The organism is Cohnella luojiensis (genome assembly GCF_004564235.1).
GTDB classification, from domain to species: Bacteria; Bacillota; Bacilli; order Paenibacillales; family Paenibacillaceae; genus Cohnella; species Cohnella luojiensis.
Genome location: NZ_SOMN01000006.1, coordinates 146,899 through 167,351, shown reverse-complemented (window position 1 = coordinate 167,351; position 20,453 = coordinate 146,899). Strand labels below are relative to the sequence as shown.

The following is a 20,453-nucleotide window of genomic DNA, read 5'->3' as shown; positions in this document are numbered from 1 at the left end:
CTGATTTCAGCTATCGGAGTATCTTTTTTACTTCAGGATATTGTTCGTTTTATTGCCGACTTGAAGACTGGGAGCTTCTTAGTGACAGGCATCTCGCTCTACAATGAGAACATTATCATTAAATCTTCTTCCATTTGGGACAGTTTTGATGACGCATTTTTGAAAATGAACTCGATTATCGTGCTTGCTGTTGCCGTATTGCTCATGATCGGACTCGATCTCTTCATCAATCGCACCAAATGGGGCGTAGCTATGCGCGCCGTTGCGCAGGACCGCGAAACGGCTTCTCTGATGTCCATCAATGTGAGCAAAGTCATTGCGTTGACGTTCTTTATCGGATCCGCATTGGGCGGCGGTACGGGCGTTTTGTTCGCCCAACAGTACGGTACGATTGATCCTTATATCGGTTTTATTTTAGGCTTGAAAGCTTTTACCGCAGCCGTGCTTGGAGGAATCGGCAACGTTCGCGGCGCGATGTTCGGAGGACTTTTTATCGGCGTGTTGGAAATGTTCTCCGCTGCGAACCTCGGGATCATTACGGGAGGCAATTTCGGCGGGGAGTATAAAGACGTGGTCGCATTCGTTATCTTGATTACGATCCTGATTTTCAAACCGGAAGGGTTATTCGGCAAAGCCGTCAAGGAGAAAGTGTAGGTGATCTTCATGGATAAATGGAAAACGTTGCTCAAGAAAAATCTGCCAACCCAGGCTTCGATCTATACGCTTTTTGTCGTTGTTACTGCATTGAGCGTCTATTTTTTGGATAAGTCCGTTGTTGCGTTTTTGCTCCTGCTTGGTTCGTTGCTCCTGCTATACTTTACTTCGTTTAAGAACTCCGTGAAGTGGGCGGTTGGCGGCATTCTTTTGTTTATCGTTATCCCGTTCGCCACCTCGGGAGGACTTGCCCACGAATCCTACATGGAAGTCGCTACGCAATGCGGCATCTATATCGCGATGGCGCTCGGACTGAACATCGTGGTCGGGTTCGCTGGTCTGCTTGATTTGGGGTTTGTCGCTTTCTTCGCGATCGGGGCATACACGTATGCCATTTTTGCCACTCCCCAAGCGAACAACTTTATTTCAGGCCAATTATTCCCGCTCTCCGGGTCGTCGTTCTGGGTGTTTATCCTGATTGGCGGATTTATTGCCGCCTTGTTCGGCGTGCTTCTCGGTCTGCCGGTGCTTCGGGTCAAAGGGGATTACTTGGCGATCGTTACGCTGGGGTTCGGCGAAATCATTCGAATCATCTTTAACAACATGGAAAAACCGATCAATATTACGAACGGGGCAATGGGACTTTCGTCGATTCAACCCCCGAATCTGTTCGGTTTAAAGTTTACGTTTCCGCATCAATTTTATTTTATCGTCATCGTGATTTTGGTACTCGTCATTTTCACCGTAAGAAGGCTGGAGCATTCCAAGATGGGGCGTTCGTGGAAAGCGATTAGGGAAAACGAAATCGCGGCCCAATCGATGGGTATTCCTTTAATCCGCACCAAATTGACTGCTTTCGCCGTAGGCGCATCTTTTTCCGGGATGATGGGCGTCGTATTTGCAGCTAAACAAACGTTTATCGATCCGACCAGCTTTACGCTTCTCGAGTCGATAACGATTCTGGTCATGGTCATTTTGGGCGGAATGGGAAGCGTTCCCGGGGTCATTCTTGGTGCCGCTCTGGTTACGATACTCAACCTGCAGGTGTTGACGGAGCTGACGAATTGGCTGAACCAATTGACGATGAATGGCACGATTAGTATTCCCAATGCGTTATCACCGTCGAAAATGCAGAGGTTCATTTTTGGCGCGATTTTGGTGTCCATCGCGATTTTCAGGCCGAACGGATTAATCGTCGCCAAAAATCGCAAAGTGGATGCCGAGCTTTTTAAAGCGGAACGTACTTTAGCTGCCATTCCCGTTCAGCAATCGCCCGGGCAAAGCGGGGGTGTTGCCAAATGACGATTCTCAAAGTGACGAATTTGGTCAAACGTTTTGGCGGTTTAACTGCTGTGGACAAAGTCGATTTTGCGTTTCCGAAAGGAAAAATATCCGCGGTTATCGGTCCGAACGGTGCCGGTAAAACTACCTTTTTTAATGTGATTACCGGAATCTATCAGCCGGATGAAGGCGACATCGTACTGGACGGTAAATCGATCTTGAATTTGAAACCTCACCAGATCACGGAAAGGGGCATCGCGCGTACGTTTCAGAATATCCGGCTGTTCGGCAGCATGACCGTTCTGGAGAACGTCATGGTCGGAATGCATATTCATTTGAAAGCGGGATTGTTCGGAACGCTGCTCCGTCTGCCTAGCAACCGGGCGGAAGAAAATAGATCGCAAGAAGAGGCATACCGGTTGCTCGAATATGTCGGGTTGGAGACCTTGCTTAACGAGCAGGCGAACAGCCTTTCGTATGGCGCCCAAAGACGTCTGGAAATTGCCAGGGCATTGGCAACCCAGCCGAAAGTTCTGCTGCTGGATGAGCCCGCGGCGGGAATGAATCCGCGCGAAACGGTGGAGTTGATCGACCTGATCAAGCGAATTCGGCAAGAGCTTGACATCACGATTATATTGATCGAACATGATATGAAATTGGTTATGGAATTGTCCGATTATATCTTGGTGCTCGATTACGGCACTAAGATCGCGGAGGGCGTTCCGGAAGAAATACGCAGCAACCCCAGGGTAATAGAAGCTTATTTAGGCAAAAGCGCAGCGCAATAAGGAGTGATAACATGAGCTTGCTTCAGCTTCAAAAGGTACATGCTTATTATGGCGCGATTGAAGCATTGAAAGGAATCTCGCTGACAGTGAACGAAGGGGAGATTGTAACGCTCATCGGATCGAACGGAGCCGGTAAGTCCACAACGCTCAAGTCGATTTGCGGTCAGGTGAAGACGCAAGGGGCGATTGTATTCAACGGAAAAGAGATAAGTTCCCAACCTCCTCATCAGACGGCGTTGGATGGCATTGCGCATGTGCCGGAAGGCAGGCGTATTTTCTCGCGGCTAACCGTTAAGGAAAATTTGGAGATGGGAGCGTTCTCGGTTAAAGATAAGAAGCTAATTAAAGAGAGAACGGAACGGGCATTCGCCTATTTCCCTCGCTTGAAAGAACGTTTTGGCCAATTGGGAGGAACGATGAGCGGCGGAGAGCAGCAGATGCTCGCCATCGCCCGAGCGCTGATGATGCAGCCTAGAATATTGCTTCTGGACGAACCGTCGATGGGATTGGCCCCAATCATCGTCGAACAAATTTTCGATATCATTCAGGAGTTGAACCGCGAAGGGATGACCATTTTGCTAGTGGAGCAAAATGCCTTTCAGGCGCTTCAGATCGCCCACCGAGGTTATGTGATTCAAACCGGCGAAATCATCATGGAGGGCGAGGCGAAATCATTACTCTCTGACGATCAGGTCAAGGAGGCCTATTTGGCATAATGCGTCCGATTCTGTATGGCATCTTGGCATCATTCTTCTTTTCATCTACCTTTGTATTGAATCAGGCGATGAAATTGTCCGACGGAAATTGGATGTACACCGCTTCACTGCGTTTCTTATTTATGATTCCTTTTCTGCTCGCAATTGTCGCGTTCAGAGGGAATCTGAAACCGTTGCTGTCGCATATGAAAAAGCGATTCTTGACTTGGTTCGGATGGAGCTTCGTTGGATTCGGTGTAATGTACGCTCCCGTATGTTTTGCGGCAGAATACGAACCGGGATGGCTGATAGCGGGAACCTGGCAAATTACGATCGTTGCAGGTTCTTTGCTCGCCCCCTTGTTTTACAAAGTTGTATCAACGCCAAACGGTCCTGTTCGAATAAGGGAAAGCATTCACTGGAAAGGCTTGAGTATGTCCCTCATTATCCTGTTCGGCGTGGGGGTCATGCAACTGAGTCAGGCCGGGCATCTCTCCGCAACAGATTTGCTGTTCGGCGTGGTGCCCGTTACTATTGCCGCGTTTGCTTATCCGCTCGGCAATCGGAAGATGATGGAGGTATGCGAGGGAAAGCTGGACGCCTATCAGCGGGTACTCGGAATGGCGTTGGCGAGCCTTCCGCTATGGATCTGCATGTCGATCTATGCATTTGTTCAGGATGGACTGCCGAGCGCAGGTCAAACCGGACAGTCAGTGCTTGTCGCCGTCAGTTCCGGTGTGATAGCGACCGTTCTCTTCTTCAAGGCGACGGATATGGCCAAGGGATCCACGCAGAAATTGGGCGCCGTAGAAGCGACGCAATCGGGAGAAGTCGTCTTCGCTGCGGCCGGTGAATTGCTGCTTCTTCCCGTCCCCATTCCACCGGCGCTGTCCTGGATCGGGATGTCCCTGATCATTGGCGGAATGACCCTTCATAGCTTATTTTCGGGAAGACCTCGCGGCGTCCGGACCAGTTTAGGGAGGATCGCTAAATGAAGATCTCCAGGGAGAAATGGAAGAGCAGAAACGATTTCGGCTTTCGATCAGCAAAAAAATGTTGATCGGTTTTTTATTTGTCGGGTGACCTGACTTCCAAAGAGATCAAAGTGAGAAGCCGTGACGAGGTTAGCGACTTGGCCGGTTCATTTAATGAAATGTCGAGGAGTCTTCGCATTTGATCCGTCAGGTTGGTACAGGCGCCGAACAAGTCAGTAAGGCAACGGAGCAAATTGCGCTAACGGTTCATGAAGCGGCGGAAGGGTCCAAGAAACAAGTACACAGCGTGGACGAGTGCGCTAAAGCGATTCATGAAGTGTTGTCCGCCGTACAGCATATTACCGCTAGTGCGCTTTTTTATTTGAACCTTCGTATGTGATAATTGCCTTCATTCCTTTTACCGACTCATTGTCGCCATGATCTTCGATCATCCACTGTCCGGGATTATTTGCTTCAAATTCAAAACCATAGCGTTCGCCAGGCGGACGACTTTGTCTTTCAGGATGCCGAGATTGTTTATCGCTTGTCCGTGGGTTGCCGTTATCTTAAATTCATGTCCGTGCAAATGGATTTGATGAGAGAGATATCCGGCATTGATCAAACGAATCCGTATTTTTCACCTTCCTTAACGAGTAACTTGTTTACAAGTGATCCGGATTTCCCGTTGATCGTGTAGGAGTAGATGAACAAGAGTCTGGTGTATTTGCAATAATGAACAAGCCCACTATCCTAAGATAGCGGGCTTCATTGCAATGCTCAAACAGTAACGTAAAAAGAAAGACTTGTGGTAAAAATGGGTTCGGAAGGAGGTCGTTACTCTTGAAGGTACCTCGGATGAAAATGCACGAAGAGGGATTGAATCGGTTTTTCGGGTCTCTTGAAGCACAGATCATGAAGATCATATGGGAGCATGAGGAAGTTACCATAAAGCAAGTTCAATCGCTCTTGGACGGTGAGCTTTCGTACAACGCGGTTATGACAGTTATGAACCGTCTTCACGAGAAGGGGCATTTGAATAAAAAGACAACAGGCGCAGGAAGAAATCGTCTCAGCACTTATCAATCTATCCAAAGCAAAGATGAATTTCTTCGTTTTTGATGTGGTTCAAAAAGCTGATCCGCAGCTGCTAAAACTTCTTGAAGCTAGGTTAAAGGAATGGAAGCGTGATCCTTCATGAGGATTAAACATCACTTTATATTCGGACTTATCATTCTAATCGGTGGCTTGTATGGGCGCAGATCTACATCTTAACGCAAGTGCTTCCGAGTCTTAGATTTGTCTTTTGTTTACGTTTTTTTTCTTATCCATCCATGTTGGTTTGATCCATTGTGCTCATATTGGTCTCCGTACTGAATAATAGATCTTCCCTCCAATCAAACTTCATAAATATTCACTATGAACTACTCTGTTACTCATTGAATATCGAAATGTTCAACCCAGAAGGATATCAAGTATAAAATGGCTAAATGCGCCGGATAAAAACTCCGATATAGCCATTTGCCAATGACAACCGAACGATATGGAATAGGATAGGCATTGGCGATTAGAACAGTCCCAAATATGCTAAATAATTGAATCCAGTAGCCTGGTCCATAGATTAATGAAAACATCAGGTTTAAAAGCATGTGGCAACCAATCATTCCCCATTGATTAAAATAACGCAATATAAAGATTAACAATATTCCATATAGGCCATAATCCATAGGTACAAGGATAGCAGAACTGAACACTCCACTGATCACAATTATTTTTAACGCCGGTGTCAAATGGTCCAAAGCATAAAGCGCAATTAGTGATAACAAAAGAGTGAAAATCACATTAAACTCCAATTGTTGTAAGGCTAGGGAGTAGGGGATCTGGGAGGCACACGCCAACCAGAAAAGTCTCTGCATATATTTCTTATGGTTTCTTGTATGCAGGTACCCTTGTACCAAAAACCAACTATATAGAGGAAACGCGATTCGTCCCACTATGCGAAATAATGAAGTATCAGGGAAAAAAATCAAACCAACATGGTCAACGAGCATAGTTATCATTGCGATTATTTGCAACATCTTTAGTCACCTTTAGGAACGGTTTTGTTTTTCGTAGTACCAAAATATTACAATATGTAGTTTTAAGTATCAAGAATTCAGTATAATTAACAATGATGCATCTGTTCAAGGTTTATTCAACCTGGATTGGATATGAGTTAAGACCTTTGTTCATAATAAAACAGTTGGGATTTACGACTCTGGCCCACATTATCTTATTAATGGTAAAACTGAGATGTTATTGGACAAAATTTGTAAAAGGAGTATCTATGGATCTGACCTCACTCTTAGAATCAGTCACAATCGATTACCCCTCTTCAACTGAAATTATTATATCGGGTATTCAATTTCATTCCAGTAAAGTAAGAAAAGGTGATTTGTTCGTTGCAATACGGGGGTTAAAAGTCGACGGCCACAATTATATCTTGGAAGCCATTAAAGCAGGGGCAGTGGCTATCGTAGGTGAAGAGAACTTAAATAATTTATCAGTTCCTTATTACCGTGTTAGCAATGCCCGTAAGGCTTTAGCTCTACTTGCCAGTGAATTTTACGAAAATCCGTCTCGACGGCATATGATGATCGGTATTACCGGGACTAACGGAAAAACAACGACAGCGCATTTACTTCGATATATATTGGAATCAGCCGGCATTTCTTGTTCTCTTATTGGGACCGTTTCTCATTACATCAATGGAATGGAAATACCTTCAACACAAACAACACCCGACGCTTTACAGTTACAGCAGTTACTGTATCAGAGTCAAGATCAGGTGGTAATAATGGAAGTCTCCTCTCATGGCATTGATCAAGACCGGATTCATGGAATTGAGTACGACCTCGCTTTATTTACTAACCTAAGTCATGACCATCTTAACTATCATAAGACACTGGAAGACTATTTTCAGACTAAGGCCCGATTATTTACACAAATGAAACGAAATGGAGTAGCAATCATAACAAGCCGATGCAATTGGGGAAAACGTCTTATAGATCAACTTTTGACTAAAAAGAGCAGTGTAAAGACTTTTGGAGACTCGGATAGAGATCAAATCGAACTTATCGTAGTCAAATCGGAATCTCCATTGAAGGTTGAGATAAGGGAGGGGGACAAGCATTATATTGTCAGTACATCACTCGAAGGAATTTATAATTTCTGGAATGTGGCTGCAGCTTGGTTGACAGCCCGTCAAATCGGTATAAAAGCCGCCATTATTCAGAATGCCTTACAATCTTTCCCGGGTGTTCCTGGCCGATATGAGGTTTACTCCCACCCTAACGGTGCACAGTTTATTATTGATTACGCTCATACTCCTGATGGATTCTTTCAATTTCTTCGAACATTGCATGCACGTAAACCTAGTCGGGTCATTCATATTTTTGGGTTTCGGGGAAATGGAGACCCCACCAAGCGACACGTCATGCTAGAGATATCGGCAGCTTGGAGCGACCGAATTATTTTAACTCAGGATGATTTGAACGACGTGGAACCCGAGAGCATATTAGAGCAACTTCATGGTTTTGCGAATGATTTTGAAGGAAAGCATTGTATGGTTATTGAGGATCGAACAAAAGCGATTGAATATGTGTGGGAACAAGTTGGAAAGGGGGACCTGGTTGCCATTACCGGAAAAGGAATTGAAACTTACGATCAATACTTTGCCTTGCCATGTAAATCAGATCGGGATACAATTCAATACTTGTTAAATAAGGAGACACGATGAAGTCGATGGCAAGGATAGAATTTGCAGTCACTCCCGGTTTCGAAGTGGGAGGCAGTATTTTTAAGCCAGAGCAGCTCGCTGTTCTGGGGTCAATTGTCGGCGAAGATTCGCGGATTGACTGACAACCTTCAAACAGATGTACGTGGAGGAGAAGAAGATCGCTTGGACGAAGTGAAACAGAAGCTGAAGGACACCGGGCTAGAAATTCATCCGTCTGGATTTTACAGCAAGAGTTTGATTGCATGCAATTTTTGTAGAGGGACCGAGGATGCAGGATTGGACATTGCGAAAGCTTTAGGTGGTGCCATTGCAGGACATGAAGTCCCGAGTCCGCTCAAAATCGGCTATGCCGGCTGCGCGCTCGGTACGAGTGAACCTTTGCTCAAAGACATTGGCGTCGTCAAAATGAGGGATACGTTCGACATCTATGTAGGTGGGGAAGGTAAGTCATTGAAAGCGACCCTTGGGTCCCGTTTGTGACCGACGTATCTGCGGATAAGTTGGTACCGATTGTTCTGCGGCTCATTCAAACGTTTCAGCAAGAAGGGAAAAATTAAGAGAAATTCTCCAAGTTTATCGAACGTATGTCGATGGAAAAGTTAAGGGAAGACGTAAGCTAATACTTGATAGTGAAAGTAAAGATCGCTTCCGGAGAGGAGAAGATCTCAGTATACTGATTATTTAATACAATGAGCGCTTTGGGAAAACCCCAAGGCGCTTTATTTCATTTCATTTAGCCTCCAAGGAAAACCGTCTCCCATCGAGTCTGTTCAAGCTGAGATGTCCGTGGAAGTGAATTAGACAACTAACCATAGTGCGAATGGGTGCATACACATGTCGAAGGGGAAATTCGACTGTTGGATTTTTTGTGGATTCACTCCGCAGACAGTTGATTATTTTCGTTCAGTATTATTCCAGTTCCTGGTTAGGGAGCCGGAGCAAGCTATTATTTAACAAACGGAGGTTATTAAAAATGGATGGTTTCAAACAAGAACTTCAGACGTTGAGTGTCGACAATTTTGCGGGAGGAACGGTGAGGCCTTGGGATAATCAAGACCAGTATAATAGTGTTCTAGCTCAACAATACGGTGCTGGGCATTGTCATGCTGCTCAATGTCATGCACATTGTCATGCTACTCATTGTCATGCACATTGTCATGCTACTCATTGTCATGCACATTGTCATGCTACTCATTGTCATGCACATTGCCATGCCACTCATTGTCATGCTACTCATTGCCATGCACATTGTCATGCTGCTCATTGCCATAGATAATAAAGTGTGAACATAGACAATAATTCTGAAGAAAACCGTAGTTACCTAAGAAAAAAATTGCCCCTGAGTACGGAAACGATTTGTATTATTAAAAAGCCGCTAGTCCAAACTCCGCCGATGTAAGTTTTTCGGCGGAGTTTTGTTCTTTAAGAGTTGTCCTCCTTGGCTTCATGAATCTTCACGACAGATATTATCGGCTAAACTTATGGCTCTAAAAATAACGAATCGTTGCCGTACCCATACATAAGATAAGTGTATATGATAGAGCAGTTTTTAGAGTGGCTCATGGATAGGAGAGACGGAATGACATATTTAAACCCTTCAATGCGTTTGAAAGTGAAAGGGGACACTTTTTATATCCCTGATCCAAACGGCGGTGTATATTTTCGGAATAACTTATGCTCGTTCCGTTTAGAAGGCAGGACGATCGATCAGTGGATTGAAAAACTGATACCGATGTTTAATGGGGAGTATACGTTGCACGACTTGACGGACGGATTGTCGGATCCATACATAGATCAGGTGTATAATATTGCCGAAATATTATACCAAAACGGCTTTATTAGGGATATAAGCCAAGACCGTTCGCATCAATTGCCGGATGAGGTGCTCGAAAAGCACGCTTCTCAAATTGAGTTTTTGGAAAATATAAGCAATTCGGGTGCGTACCGTTTTCAATCCTATCGTCAGGCCAAAGTGTTAGCGGTCGGGTCTGGCCCATTTTTTGTTTCGTTAGTTGCGGCATTGTTAGAATCCGGATTACCGAGGTTTCATGTGCTGATTACAGACTCATTGCCAACGAATCGGCAGCGATTAATGGAACTGGCGGCGGATGCCCGTAAAACGGATCCTGAGGTGACTTTGGAGGAGGTCACCTTACTGAAGGAGAGCATGAATTCTTGGCGGGAAGCTGTGCAACCGTTTGACTGGATTTTGTATGTGTCGCAGGCTGGCGATATCAAGGAAGTACGGGCACTTCATACGGTTTGCAGAGAGGAGAAGAAGGCATTACTTCCCGCCATGGTTCTGCAGCAGGCAGGTCTGGCGGGTCCGCTGGTGCATTCGGCTAATGAGGGAAGTTGGGAGTCGGCGTGGCGCCGCATACACCGATCCGCACTTTGCAAAGACTCGCAGTTGCACACCTTCTCTTCGACTGCGGGAGCATTGTTGTCGAATGTAATCGTATTTGAATTGTTTAAAACCGTTACAGGCGTGACAGATTCGGAACGGAATCATAAATTTTACTTGTTGGATCTGGAGACGCTGGAAGGAAACTGGCATTCGTTTTTGCCTCATCCGCTGGTGACAGGGCATACAGTGGCCGAACGGGTACAAGATCTCGAAATGCTGCTCGAACAAAATTCTGAAAGAAATAAGTCGAGCGGATTGCTTCCTTTCTTCAGCTTGTTGACATCGTCGGAATCGGGGATTTTCCATATTTGGGAGGAGGGGGAATTGAAGCAGCTTCCGCTCTCCCAGTGCCGCGTTCAAGTAGCCGATCCGCTTTCGGAAGGACCGGCTGAGCTTTTGCCGGAGATGATATGCACAGGTCTGACGCATGAGGAAGCGCGCCGGGAAGCGGGTCTTGTCGGAATTGAAGCGTATGTGTCACGAATGGCCGGTCTACTCGGTACATCGATTCCCGTACATCAGGAAGTAGAGTGTAGTATGGTAGAACCCCACGAATTTGTCGGCATCGGAGCGGGGGAGACGGCTACCGAAGGCATAAGTCGTGGGCTGCAAAAATGTTTGAACGAGGAGCTGCGCAAGCAACAGGCAGATCAAAAGCCTTCTATTTTTAAGGTGCACTTAAATGCAAATGCATTAGAAGATGAGCGAAGCCTGTTTTATTTGCAGGCATTGATCACGATGGAAAGATTGCCGATAATCGGCTTGGGAGCGGAAGTATGCGGCTTCCCAGTGGTGTGGGTAGGTACGGGCGGCCTCTGGTATGGATGCGTTGGATTGAATGTGACAATGGCGCTGCGGAAGGCGCTGCAATATTCGCTGTCGAAGGCTCAAAACAAATCGGCGTGCCTCGCGACACAAGCGATGGAGATTTCGTCCGTTCTTCTGGAAGAAAAGGGGCCGCAAAATCTTATGATCCCAGCGTGTGAAGAGGCGGTTCAATCGGAAGTCTTGCAGTCCGCCTTGCAGATCTTGAAACGGAACCATAAGCAGCTGTTAGTATTCGATCTGGCGCTGGAACCGTTTTTGAGAGAGGGAATGGCAGGCGTGTTCGGCGTGTTGTTGCGAGAGGAGGAATCCCGATGAGTGCTATCGTGTTAGTCGCCGGAGAAGGATTGTTGGCAGACTTCGTGTGCGGTGAACTGTCAGCGCAATACCACGTTATTCGTCAGACCGACTTCAAGGCAAGCGTTCCGGAAACAACAGATTTAGCTCTGGTGCTGCACGATTTCTGGCATCCCTCCATTCATCTCGAAGCGGAAAAGGTGTTGGTACCAGCGGGCATCCCTTGGCTTCGCGGCTTCGTTTCATTTGGCGAAGGCGTGGTAGGGCCATTGGTTGTTCAGGGTACGCCTGGATGCTCCCAATGTGCGGACTTGCGACGCCTTATGGGAGGATTCGACCGCAAGGATATGCGGGAATTAGAGCGGAAACTGGCGGTTCACGGGGGAATCTCACGTGACCCTTGGGCATCGCGGACGGGCCTTTTGCAGATGGGTCACCTGATTGTTGCGGAGACACAGAGGGTATTGCAAGGCCGACGGTGCCAATTAAAAGGACGGGTATTTTTGTTCAACCTGAAAACGCTGAAGAGCTCACGCCACTTCTTCCTGCCCGACCCGTTATGTTCGGTTTGTGGAGAATGGCCCGATGATTCGTCGATAGAGGCTTCAATTTCACTTGGGCCAAGTCCGAAGATTAGCGCTGACAGTTACCGCTGCCGTTCGATCGATGATTTGAAGGAAGTTCTGATCAAAGATTATCTGGACTATCGGACTGGTATTTTAAATGGGAAAAGGTTTGACCTCGCGTCCTCGTTTGCCGATACAAGCGTGAATCTGCCGTTATTCACGGAGGATGTAGTTACAGGTGGTCGGACTCATTCCTATGCAGAAAGTGAGTTGGCAGCCACTTTGGAGGGCTTGGAGAGGTACTGCGGTTTGGCACCCCGTGTCAAACGGGCGGTGGTCCGCGACAGTTTCCGCAATCTGTCAAATCAAGCGCTCAATCCCGTCAAGGTAGGGCTTCACACGAAGGAACAATATGAGCGATCCGATTTCCCTTTTAGACCGTTTGATCCTGACCGCTCAATGGATTGGGTATGGGGTTATTCCCTTTTACAAGAGCGTCCCATTCTGGTTCCGCAGGAGCTTGCCTATTATAACACGGGTTGTGGGGATGGCTTCGTCTATGAAACTTCCAACGGATGCGCGTTAGGCGGAAGTTTGGAGGAAGCCATTTTCTATGGCATTTTGGAAGTGGTGGAACGAGATTCATTTCTGATGACTTGGTACGCGCAATTACCTGTCCCGCGAGTTGACCCTTATTCTGCTGACGACCGGGAACTAATGTTGATGGTCAATCGTTTGGAGGCGGTGGCGGGATATGATCTCTATTTGTTTAATACGACGATGGAGAACGGGATTCCAACCGTTTGGGTAGTAGCGAAAAACAGGAAACTAGAGGGAGTGAATCTCATCTGTGCGGCCGGTGCTCATCTGGACCCCATACGGGCGGTGAAAAGCGCGATTCATGAGCTGGCCAGTACGATGCTGATGCTTGATAAAAAGTTTGAGGCGAACCAAGATAAGGTTAAGCAAATGTTAAACGATCCGTTCCTGGTGCAGCACATGGAGGACCATTCCATGCTGTATAGTTTGCCGCAAGCACAGGAGCGCCTGCAATTTTTGTTGGATGAAAATCGTCCAATTCGAACGTTTGAAGAAGAGTTCAAGCGGAAGGTGAAGCATGCGGATCTGACCGAAGACCTGAAGGATATTCTCCACGTGTTTCGCCTTCTGAACCTCGATGTGAATGTAGTGAACCAGACGAGACCGGAAATCAGTCGAATTGGATTGCATTGCGTAAAAGTGCTGATTCCGGGGATGTTGCCGATGACGTTCGGACATCACTTTACTCGCCTGGCAGGGCTGGAGAGGGTGTTGAGGGTACCAGTGGAACTCGGGTATGTTAAACAACCGCTTACGGTAGAACAGCTCAACCCGCATCCGCATCCATTTCCATAAGCCGTCACTAGGAGGGGTAAGGGATGAGTCTGGAGGCATTTCTGCACAATCTTCACTTTGACACGGGTAAGATCAGACCGCTGGATTGGAAGGTGGACTGGGATGACGCTCCGCTTCCGTATAAGCTCTACCGGGGCTTGCCTGTGTTTCCGTTTTCTCCGGAAGTACCGCTGACGCTCGAAGAACGGAAAGCACCCGCGAAGCCCGGCCTTCGTGAAATCGGCCATTTTCTTTGGTATGTATATGGGCTTACCCAATTGTGCCAATCTATCTATTCCTTGGATTCCACATTGTTCCGGCGTTTTGTTCCCTCCGGCGGAGGATTATATCCAAACGAGTTATACGTGTATCTAAAAATGGAGGATTTACCTGCCGGGATGTACCATTATGATGTGGCCCATCACCGCTTGGTATTATTACGTGAAGGCCTTTTCGATTCCTATCTAGTTCAGGCTCTTGGCAATCGTTGTGACGTATCGGCTTGTTTTGGTACTGTTTTTGTGTCGACAATGTTTTGGAAGAATTTCTTTAAATACAATAACTTTGCCTACCGTTTGCAAGGGTTGGATGCCGGCGTGTTGATCGGACAGTTGTTGGAAGTGTCAAAACGGTTTGGCTTCTCCTCGGGGGTGTACTTCCAATTTCTAGATCGGGCCGTCAACCATCTGATCGGGCTATCTGAACAGGAGGAAAGCGTATATGCGGTTATACCGTTGTCGGTTGAGCCTGAGATCACTTGGTTTGATAACGGGAATAAAAGAGACGGGAATGTCTCTGCCTCCGAATTGTGCCGTGAATTGACAGAGATTCAACATCAACACCATGTCCGGTCACAGAGAGTTATGGAGTATCCGATGCTGATCAAGATGAATGAAGAATCCATGCTGGAAACAACCCGAACCTTTCGGGAGATGGAGAAGGAGAAGATCGTTCACAGTGAGGAGCAGGCGGTGGCTCTACCAGACGTGAACCGATTATCGTATGATCTGACGTCGGTCAGCCGAAAGCGGTATTCACCGGGGATGGACTTCATTTTAAGAAAGATAAATCAACTGCAGTTGGCCGCCCTGTTGCAGGAGGCGACGGCTTCCTTCTCGTACCGTAATGATTTGGATGGAGACAATGTGAATTCCGAATCCCGTGTCTCATTAAATGCTTGTTTGTATGGTATTGAAGGTATTCCGGATGGTGCATACCAATATGACAGCGCTGCTCATGCATTGCGGCTAATACGACTCGGAGATCATCGGTTCTGGCTGCAACAGGGCATGTCTATGTATGATGTAAATCTGTTCCAAGTTCCGATTTGCCTGCATGTTGAAGGGTATCGGGATCATTTCAAAACGGCACTGGGGTACAGAGGATATCGTATTGGGCAGATGGAAGCGGGAATGCTCGTACAGCGTTTACTGCTGGCTGCGTCCGCCATTGGGATGGGAGGGCACCCGCTCCTCGGATTTGATGTAAGGTTGTGTGATGAGATCTACAAGATGGCGCCCCAAGGAAAAACCACCCTGATCCAAATCCCGGTCGGTACTTATCGTCCTAACCCTCGGTTGGAAGGAAGTTTGCATGGTTAGAGGATCGGCCAATTTTATTCGTCACAGCGTTTTCGGAATAGTACTGCATTTGTGACAGTGAGAGGGAGGTGAAGGAGCAGGAGTCGCAGCATCTACGGCTGCGACTCCTTACGCTTCTCCTGCTGCTTACGCCACCCGTACCGGGTTATGCCCCGCGGCTTGTACACCGACAGCGCCGCGGTCACGAGCAACACCAGCAGGCCGAGCCCGGGGTGGAGGAATTGACCCCCGCCCCCCAGCCTGCCGAGATCGGTACTGGGGTCTGCCGCTACGCTTGCCATGTAGCTAATTGGCTCCAGCTGCGACAGCAAGACGAGGGTGGCAATGACGGTTAGCAGGAGTTTCGCCAAGACCCAGTAGTGTCGGAACAAGCCCCACGGGGTACCCAGTGACATGATAAGCCCAGTTAGCAGCGAGGCGAAGGCCAACGGGACGAGGGCGAATCTGATGATTGGCTCCATCGCGATAAAGGCGGCACGTACCGTTTGTGCATCCTGGCTGGTCTGAGTGGCGACAACAAGAGCCAGGTAAGCAACGACAGCGCCGATCCAGCCGACCGAGGAAGTGATATGCGCGGTGAGCGCAAACTTCCGGAGACGGGGTGTCATGACCATGACTGTTTCACTCCTTGATCTATGCCGCTTGAGGTCGGCATGTGGCGACCAGGGCCGTGGTCACCACCGACGCCGGTGAGTTTGATGATGACAAACAGAATGACCAGGACGATGACGATGATCCCAACCACTTTCACCCAGCGTGGTGTGCTCGGTGGTCGATCCTCGGTCGGCCTCATGCCGTCATCGTTGCCGGTGTCGCTGCTTACGTTTGGTAATTTACTCATTGAGACATCCTCCACTTTGTTTTCATGATTTCTTAGTGCAAAATCCAGTATAGCAATGTTTTATGAACAGAAGGTGAACGAGAATCACTCTTTTTCAGGGTTTTTAGATATGTTCGGAGTTATAGGGAATGTAAAAGTGAAGATTGATCCATTTCCCGCTTCACTCTTCACGTGAATGGGGCTTTGATGGAGATCTAATATGTGCTTAACAATAGACAAGCCGAGCCCTATACCAGCCTTTTCAGTTCGGGCTCTATCTGCTTTATAAAATCGTTCCCAAATAGATTCAATGTCCTCTTGCTTGATTCCGGGTCCATAATCTTCATTAGGAACATGAACGGGCTAGAAGGTCAAAGTATCGCTATATTAAGTAGATCCCCTAACATCATTATTGATTTCAGTTCTTGTGATAGGCGAAAGAATGACAGTGGTTCAAATATTCGGCGCTATCCTGCTACTGGGATCAACATTTATTAGTGAAGTAAGCATAAAAATAAAATATCCTTATAGGACTAAAAATGAGTAACCTCTCATTTAATCGAAGTCAACTTCAACAAATAATCGAAGGCAGCCGTCCAGAAGGGATTGGCTGTTTATTTATATTAACGGGTTAAACTTGGGTGGTTTCTATGATTTCAACCATGCAATGCAGCTTAAGCTCCCTCAGTATGATTTTCTTACGTAGAATTGCTAGGGATGAGTCGTTAGGGAATTCCCGAAAAGGGTATTGGCGAATTGCAGGAATTCGATAGGCAGCTAATGTCCTTAAAAAATAAGCGTACTGGCCTTTCTGGCTTCAGCACGCTTATTTTTGCTGCGATTTTGATGAGTTTTTCAAAGGTCAATTCGTGTAATATATGATAGTTAACTCACTTATTGTAGAATGGTGTAAACAAGTTTTATGCCCGAGTTTTCAGGAGGGGAACAAATGAGGGGATATATTCCAAGAAAGATATATATGCCATTTACCTATAAGATGATGATTCCTTATCTCGTGCTTGTATTATTGACAGATGTGTTGATCGGCTACATTTCCTATACGATGCTCATTCAATCTAGGACCGAGATGGCGGAGACCAATATTCGAACTGCCTTGAAACAGACTAGGAACAATATTCAATACCAATTGGATGAAATCCAGCGAATGTCTAACACGCTGTTCACTAGTATTACATTCCAGAACGCTCTTCAGAATAGGGGAGAGCCGCTGGAAGTCATGCTTAAGATGAGGGATGACATGATCCCCCAAATGAAGGCGCCCTTACAGCTGTATGGGAATAAAATCCGATTGGCCGTTTATACGGTGAACGATAAGATGCTAGAGGTTCCCGGCGATAATATGTCGACTCCGATAAATAGAAGCGATTATTATGTTCTTTCCTCCCAAAGTATAGAGAACACCGAGTGGTTTAAGTCCATCCTATCCTTAAACAAAAATAATCTATGGATGCAGATCGATACGGATAGCCAGTTGGATAATATTTCGCATTTTCGTAAACTGGTTGATTCTAGCGGCATTTCATCCGTAATCGGTTATGTTCGCGTTACGGCCCGGTTTGATGAGCTGCTAGGTAATTTCGACACTTTTCCGATTGAACAAGGCATTAGCTTACGTCTTATTGATGTGGCTACAGGTGCGAATTTGTATATGCGAGGTGCTCCGGATGAGCAAATATACCAGGGATCCTATCTGAGCGTAAGGGAAGAGATCCCCGGAACGAATTTCGTCATAGAAACATTGGTGCCATACGCATACTTAAACAAAGATGCCAGCAGGATGCAAAAGGTGATCGGTACGGTTTGTTTAATCAGTTTCTTGGTGATGGCATTTATTGGTTTCATCGTGGCCCGTCTCTCAGGAAAGAAAATGAAGCGAATCGTGACATTGATACGATCTTTCCAAGAAGGCAATTTTCTTAAGAGGATCGAATTTTCGGGAAACGATGAATTCGTGCAAATTGCCAATTCGTTTAATAAGATGGCAACAAGCATTCAAGAGCTGATCGAGAATGTATATGTGCAGGGCATTCAGAAAAAGCAGGCAGAGTTAGATGTACTCCAAGCCCAAATTAGTCCTCATTTTCTATATAATACATTATCGACGATCGGCAGCTTGGCTAATTTAGGAGAAGTCCAAAAAGTCACGAAGATGGTCAAAGCGCTTTCTAAGTTTTATAGGCTGACTTTGAATGGCGGACAAGTATATATACCCATTGGAAAAGAACTGGAGCAGGTAGAATCTTATCTTGAGATTCAGAAAGTGAAGCATGCGGATGCTTTCAAGGTTTATTATGATATTGATCCTGAGATTAAGCCTATTCCCATAATCAAGTTAATTTTGCAGCCGTTCGTGGAAAATGTATTTAAACATGCTTGGTTTGGGGAAACGATAGCCATCCGAATTACAGGGAAACGGTTAGGGGATCGTATTGAGTTGAAAATAATCGACAATGGGATAGGAATGAGATCGGAAACGTTAAAAAGAATGCTGTCTAATACCATTCATCTGGATAGATATGGTCTGAGAAACGTGGAGGAACGTATAAAGCTTAGGTACGGAACGGATTTCGGAATTCATATTGCCAGTTATTATGGAGCAGGAACGACGGTTCAAATTATCCTCCCGATTGAAAATACTGAAATGCGCGAGAATGAGGAACAATTATCATAATCATATCATCATATGAGGTGCACAGAGGTATGAACATTAACATCCTATTGGTGGATGACGAGGCTGTTGATTTGGAATGGTTAAGGCGTCGCGTGGCGAGCAATGATCAATTAACCTTGCTTGAGGTTGGGACAGCGGCAAGCGGGTTCGCGGCTTTGAAAATGATGGAGCAGAAGCGTATTGATGTCATTCTCTCGGATATTCGAATGCCTATTATGTCAGGAATGGAATTTGCGCGAAAAGCGAAGGAAATCAATCCTCATGTCCATATCGTCTTTATAAGCGGACATCAAGATTTCAGCTATGCCAAAGAGGCGATTCAGTTAAATGCCAGCGATTATTTGCTTAAACCCGTGGATGACAGTGAACTGATCGAGATGCTTATCAAGCTCTGCACAAAAATCGAGCAAGAACGGAAACAGGATATTTCCTTGTCGGAAGCTTTGTCGCTTATTAATGAGGAGCTGCTGCTCCGCTGGTTTAATGAGGCAACTCCGGGGCCGGTCGATTTGCACATACACGGCTTTTTAACGCCATTATTAAGAGGCGGATCAGCTGTCGCAATAATAGAGATTGACGATATAACGTGGAAGATCAAAAATATGAACGAAGAAGAGCGGCGTTTGTTTACGACTAATGTCACGAATTTTATCCGTAATTTTACTCTGGAGAACCATTTAGGCACCGTCATGACAAGCTACGATTTTCACTTCGTTTTACTAGCAACGGTTCAAGAAGAATATTTTACGGGATTGCTTGAGGAGCTGATTCGAGCTTTCAGCCAACAATTTTCGAATTCCATTACGATCGGTACGGGGATGTACACAAACGAAATAGACAAGCTGCATGACTCCTTCAAACAAGCCCATGCCGCTTTAAGCATTAAATGGATTGTTGGTAAAAATAGGTTGATACAAGATGCTGCCGAATGGTCGCCGAAAGAAACGATGGCATCGAATCTCGAAGAAAGCGTTAATCGAATGCTGCAAGCCATGCTGGAATATGACCTTATGACCATTGATGATTGTTTGATTCAACTGTTTAATGGGGACAAGCCGCTAACTCAGAAAAACGATATTTATGATCTCGTCATTCGCATTACTTCAAAGCTTCATGCCGACTTGCAGCAGATGAATGAGCATTTATATGAAATTCTAAAGTGGGACTCGCATCAACCGTTTGTCCTATTTCAGTTCGAAACCGTACATGACATTCTCTCTTGGTTAAGAAGAAGGTTTTTCGAGTTATCCGAGCTGCTGTATCTAAAAAAACAAAGACAAAAACGAAAGCTGATCGAAGAAATCACGCAGTATGTGGAGAAAAGATTGGATCAGAAAATAACGCTTAACGAGGTTGCTGCTCATTTCGACTTTACTCCTAATTATCTGGGTTCCCTTTTCAAAGCCGAAACGAATACTTTGTTTAGTGATTTTCTAAATGAATTGCGCATGAAACGCGTATGCGGGCTTTTGGCGGATCCCACCAAGAAAGTCTATGAAATTGCCGAACAAGTCGGATATAAGAACATTATTTATTTCAACAGACAGTTTAAGCAAGCCATGGGAATGTCCCCTGGAGAGTATCGAAAGAAGCATAAAATATAGGAATGATGAACCATGTGGCTCAGGTCGAAGGTAGACTTTGGGCTATTTTTGTGTCGATTTTTAACCGTATCGTTGAATTAGTATTAGTTTTAGTTGTTTC

The 20,453-nt window shown here is 46.0% G+C and carries 20 protein-coding genes and 1 pseudogene; 16 read left to right on the top strand and 5 right to left on the bottom strand.

Features of this window, described 5'->3' with window-relative positions:
* The 7 genes from E2980_RS07575 to E2980_RS07545 all read left to right on the top strand — a co-directional run.
* Window positions 1-654 (top strand): branched-chain amino acid ABC transporter permease (locus E2980_RS07575; RefSeq protein ID WP_135151557.1); only part of this gene is annotated, 654 nt, incomplete at its 5' end.
* A 9-nt stretch (window positions 655-663) separates the two neighbouring features.
* A complete protein-coding gene (locus E2980_RS07570; protein WP_135151579.1) occupies window positions 664-1,956 on the top strand; it encodes a branched-chain amino acid ABC transporter permease in 1,293 nt (430 codons plus the stop codon).
* Window positions 1,953-2,723, top strand: a complete 771-nt coding sequence (locus tag E2980_RS07565) for an ABC transporter ATP-binding protein (RefSeq protein ID WP_135151555.1) — start codon at window positions 1,953-1,955, stop codon at window positions 2,721-2,723. The genes E2980_RS07570 and E2980_RS07565 overlap by 4 nt, the downstream gene beginning before the upstream one ends.
* Window positions 2,724-2,734: 11 nt before the next feature.
* A complete protein-coding gene (locus E2980_RS07560) occupies window positions 2,735-3,439 on the top strand; it encodes an ABC transporter ATP-binding protein (protein WP_135151554.1) in 705 nt (234 codons plus the stop codon).
* Window positions 3,439-4,413: a DMT family transporter gene (locus E2980_RS07555; protein WP_135151552.1), complete on the top strand. Its 975-nt coding sequence runs from the start codon at window positions 3,439-3,441 to the stop codon at window positions 4,411-4,413. The genes E2980_RS07560 and E2980_RS07555 overlap by 1 nt, the downstream gene beginning before the upstream one ends.
* 77 nt (window positions 4,414-4,490) lie before the next feature.
* A complete protein-coding gene (locus E2980_RS07550; protein ID WP_135151551.1) occupies window positions 4,491-4,595 on the top strand; it encodes a HAMP domain-containing protein in 105 nt (34 codons plus the stop codon).
* Window positions 4,592-4,792: a methyl-accepting chemotaxis protein gene (locus E2980_RS07545; RefSeq protein WP_135151550.1), complete on the top strand. Its 201-nt coding sequence runs from the start codon at window positions 4,592-4,594 to the stop codon at window positions 4,790-4,792. The genes E2980_RS07550 and E2980_RS07545 overlap by 4 nt, the downstream gene beginning before the upstream one ends.
* Here E2980_RS07545 and E2980_RS07540 read toward each other — a convergent pair.
* A pseudogene (locus tag E2980_RS07540) lies at window positions 4,770-5,088 on the bottom strand (multicopper oxidase domain-containing protein); the annotation flags it as partial. The gene E2980_RS07545 and the pseudogene E2980_RS07540 sit on opposite strands and share 23 nt — an antisense overlap.
* Before the next feature lie 144 nt (window positions 5,089-5,232).
* On the opposite strand from E2980_RS07540, the gene E2980_RS07535 reads away from it, so the two are divergent.
* Entirely contained in the window at window positions 5,233-5,511 is a 279-nt protein-coding gene (locus tag E2980_RS07535) for a BlaI/MecI/CopY family transcriptional regulator (RefSeq protein WP_240702922.1), read from the top strand.
* 314 nt (window positions 5,512-5,825) lie between these two features.
* On the opposite strand, the gene E2980_RS07530 is transcribed toward E2980_RS07535, so the two are convergent.
* Window positions 5,826-6,467: a TraX family protein gene (locus E2980_RS07530; protein ID WP_135151548.1), complete on the bottom strand. Its 642-nt coding sequence runs from the start codon at window positions 6,465-6,467 to the stop codon at window positions 5,826-5,828.
* 248 nt (window positions 6,468-6,715) lie between these two features.
* Between E2980_RS07530 and E2980_RS07525 the strand changes: the two genes are divergently transcribed.
* From E2980_RS07525 to E2980_RS07500, 6 genes are all read left to right on the top strand, one after another.
* On the top strand, window positions 6,716-8,167 hold the full coding sequence (locus E2980_RS07525; protein ID WP_167747027.1) for a UDP-N-acetylmuramoyl-L-alanyl-D-glutamate--2,6-diaminopimelate ligase: 1,452 nt from the start codon (window positions 6,716-6,718) through the stop codon (window positions 8,165-8,167).
* Window positions 8,168-8,329: 162 nt separating this feature from the next.
* The gene (locus E2980_RS24600) at window positions 8,330-8,647 is read left to right on the top strand and encodes a hypothetical protein (protein WP_240702921.1); all 318 of its coding nucleotides are present in this window, start codon (window positions 8,330-8,332) and stop codon (window positions 8,645-8,647) included.
* Window positions 8,648-8,987: 340 nt separating this feature from the next.
* On the top strand, window positions 8,988-9,443 hold the full coding sequence (locus E2980_RS25090) for a heterocycloanthracin/sonorensin family bacteriocin (RefSeq protein ID WP_135151545.1): 456 nt from the start codon (window positions 8,988-8,990) through the stop codon (window positions 9,441-9,443).
* A gap of 303 nt (window positions 9,444-9,746) precedes the next feature.
* On the top strand, window positions 9,747-11,717 hold the full coding sequence (locus tag E2980_RS07510) for a putative thiazole-containing bacteriocin maturation protein (protein ID WP_135151543.1): 1,971 nt from the start codon (window positions 9,747-9,749) through the stop codon (window positions 11,715-11,717).
* Window positions 11,714-13,657 (top strand): TOMM precursor leader peptide-binding protein, encoded by a 1,944-nt coding sequence (locus E2980_RS07505; RefSeq protein WP_135151542.1) that lies wholly within the window; start codon window positions 11,714-11,716, stop codon window positions 13,655-13,657. The genes E2980_RS07510 and E2980_RS07505 overlap by 4 nt, the downstream gene beginning before the upstream one ends.
* Window positions 13,658-13,680: 23 nt before the next feature.
* Window positions 13,681-15,237 carry a SagB family peptide dehydrogenase gene (locus E2980_RS07500; RefSeq protein ID WP_135151541.1) on the top strand — a complete coding sequence of 519 codons (1,557 nt, stop codon included), beginning with the start codon at window positions 13,681-13,683 and terminating at the stop codon, window positions 15,235-15,237.
* A 92-nt stretch (window positions 15,238-15,329) separates the two neighbouring features.
* Here E2980_RS07500 and E2980_RS07495 read toward each other — a convergent pair whose 3' ends face one another.
* From E2980_RS07495 to E2980_RS07485, 3 genes are all read right to left on the bottom strand, one after another.
* Window positions 15,330-15,851: a DUF2269 domain-containing protein gene (locus tag E2980_RS07495; RefSeq protein ID WP_205699941.1), complete on the bottom strand. Its 522-nt coding sequence runs from the start codon at window positions 15,849-15,851 to the stop codon at window positions 15,330-15,332.
* A complete protein-coding gene (locus E2980_RS07490; protein WP_205699940.1) occupies window positions 15,842-16,078 on the bottom strand; it encodes a hypothetical protein in 237 nt (78 codons plus the stop codon). The genes E2980_RS07495 and E2980_RS07490 overlap by 10 nt, the downstream gene beginning before the upstream one ends.
* An 84-nt stretch (window positions 16,079-16,162) precedes the next feature.
* On the bottom strand, window positions 16,163-16,360 hold the full coding sequence (locus E2980_RS07485; RefSeq protein ID WP_276322254.1) for an ATP-binding protein: 198 nt from the start codon (window positions 16,358-16,360) through the stop codon (window positions 16,163-16,165).
* A 646-nt stretch (window positions 16,361-17,006) separates the two neighbouring features.
* Here E2980_RS07485 and E2980_RS07480 point away from each other — a divergent pair.
* Both E2980_RS07480 and E2980_RS07475 read left to right on the top strand, forming a co-directional pair.
* Window positions 17,007-18,749, top strand: a complete 1,743-nt coding sequence (locus tag E2980_RS07480; RefSeq protein ID WP_135151540.1) for a sensor histidine kinase — start codon at window positions 17,007-17,009, stop codon at window positions 18,747-18,749.
* Window positions 18,750-18,778: 29 nt separating this feature from the next.
* Window positions 18,779-20,353 (top strand): response regulator, encoded by a 1,575-nt coding sequence (locus E2980_RS07475; RefSeq protein ID WP_135151538.1) that lies wholly within the window; start codon window positions 18,779-18,781, stop codon window positions 20,351-20,353.
* The last annotated feature ends 100 nt before the right edge of the window (window positions 20,354-20,453 follow it).

What these genes read in the sequence shown, in the direction of transcription:
- E2980_RS07500 (WP_135151541.1), top strand. Translation starts at nt 13,681, where the DNA reads ATGAGTCTGGAGGCATTTCTGCACAATCTTCACTTTGACACGGGTAAG.
- E2980_RS07560 (WP_135151554.1), top strand. Translation starts at nt 2,735, where the DNA reads ATGAGCTTGCTTCAGCTTCAAAAGGTACATGCTTATTATGGCGCGATT.
- E2980_RS07505 (WP_135151542.1), top strand. Translation starts at nt 11,714, where the DNA reads ATGAGTGCTATCGTGTTAGTCGCCGGAGAAGGATTGTTGGCAGACTTC.
- E2980_RS07565 (WP_135151555.1), top strand. Translation starts at nt 1,953, where the DNA reads ATGACGATTCTCAAAGTGACGAATTTGGTCAAACGTTTTGGCGGTTTA.
- E2980_RS07510 (WP_135151543.1), top strand. Translation starts at nt 9,747, where the DNA reads ATGACATATTTAAACCCTTCAATGCGTTTGAAAGTGAAAGGGGACACT.
- E2980_RS07475 (WP_135151538.1), top strand. Translation starts at nt 18,779, where the DNA reads ATGAACATTAACATCCTATTGGTGGATGACGAGGCTGTTGATTTGGAA.
- E2980_RS07490 (WP_205699940.1), bottom strand. Translation starts at nt 16,078, where the DNA reads ATGAGTAAATTACCAAACGTAAGCAGCGACACCGGCAACGATGACGGC.
- E2980_RS07570 (WP_135151579.1), top strand. Translation starts at nt 664, where the DNA reads ATGGATAAATGGAAAACGTTGCTCAAGAAAAATCTGCCAACCCAGGCT.
- E2980_RS07525 (WP_167747027.1), top strand. Translation starts at nt 6,716, where the DNA reads ATGGATCTGACCTCACTCTTAGAATCAGTCACAATCGATTACCCCTCT.
- E2980_RS07495 (WP_205699941.1), bottom strand. Translation starts at nt 15,851, where the DNA reads ATGGTCATGACACCCCGTCTCCGGAAGTTTGCGCTCACCGCGCATATC.
- E2980_RS25090 (WP_135151545.1), top strand. Translation starts at nt 8,988, where the DNA reads ATGGGTGCATACACATGTCGAAGGGGAAATTCGACTGTTGGATTTTTT.
- E2980_RS07480 (WP_135151540.1), top strand. Translation starts at nt 17,007, where the DNA reads ATGAGGGGATATATTCCAAGAAAGATATATATGCCATTTACCTATAAG.
- E2980_RS07530 (WP_135151548.1), bottom strand. Translation starts at nt 6,467, where the DNA reads ATGTTGCAAATAATCGCAATGATAACTATGCTCGTTGACCATGTTGGT.
- E2980_RS07555 (WP_135151552.1), top strand. Translation starts at nt 3,439, where the DNA reads ATGCGTCCGATTCTGTATGGCATCTTGGCATCATTCTTCTTTTCATCT.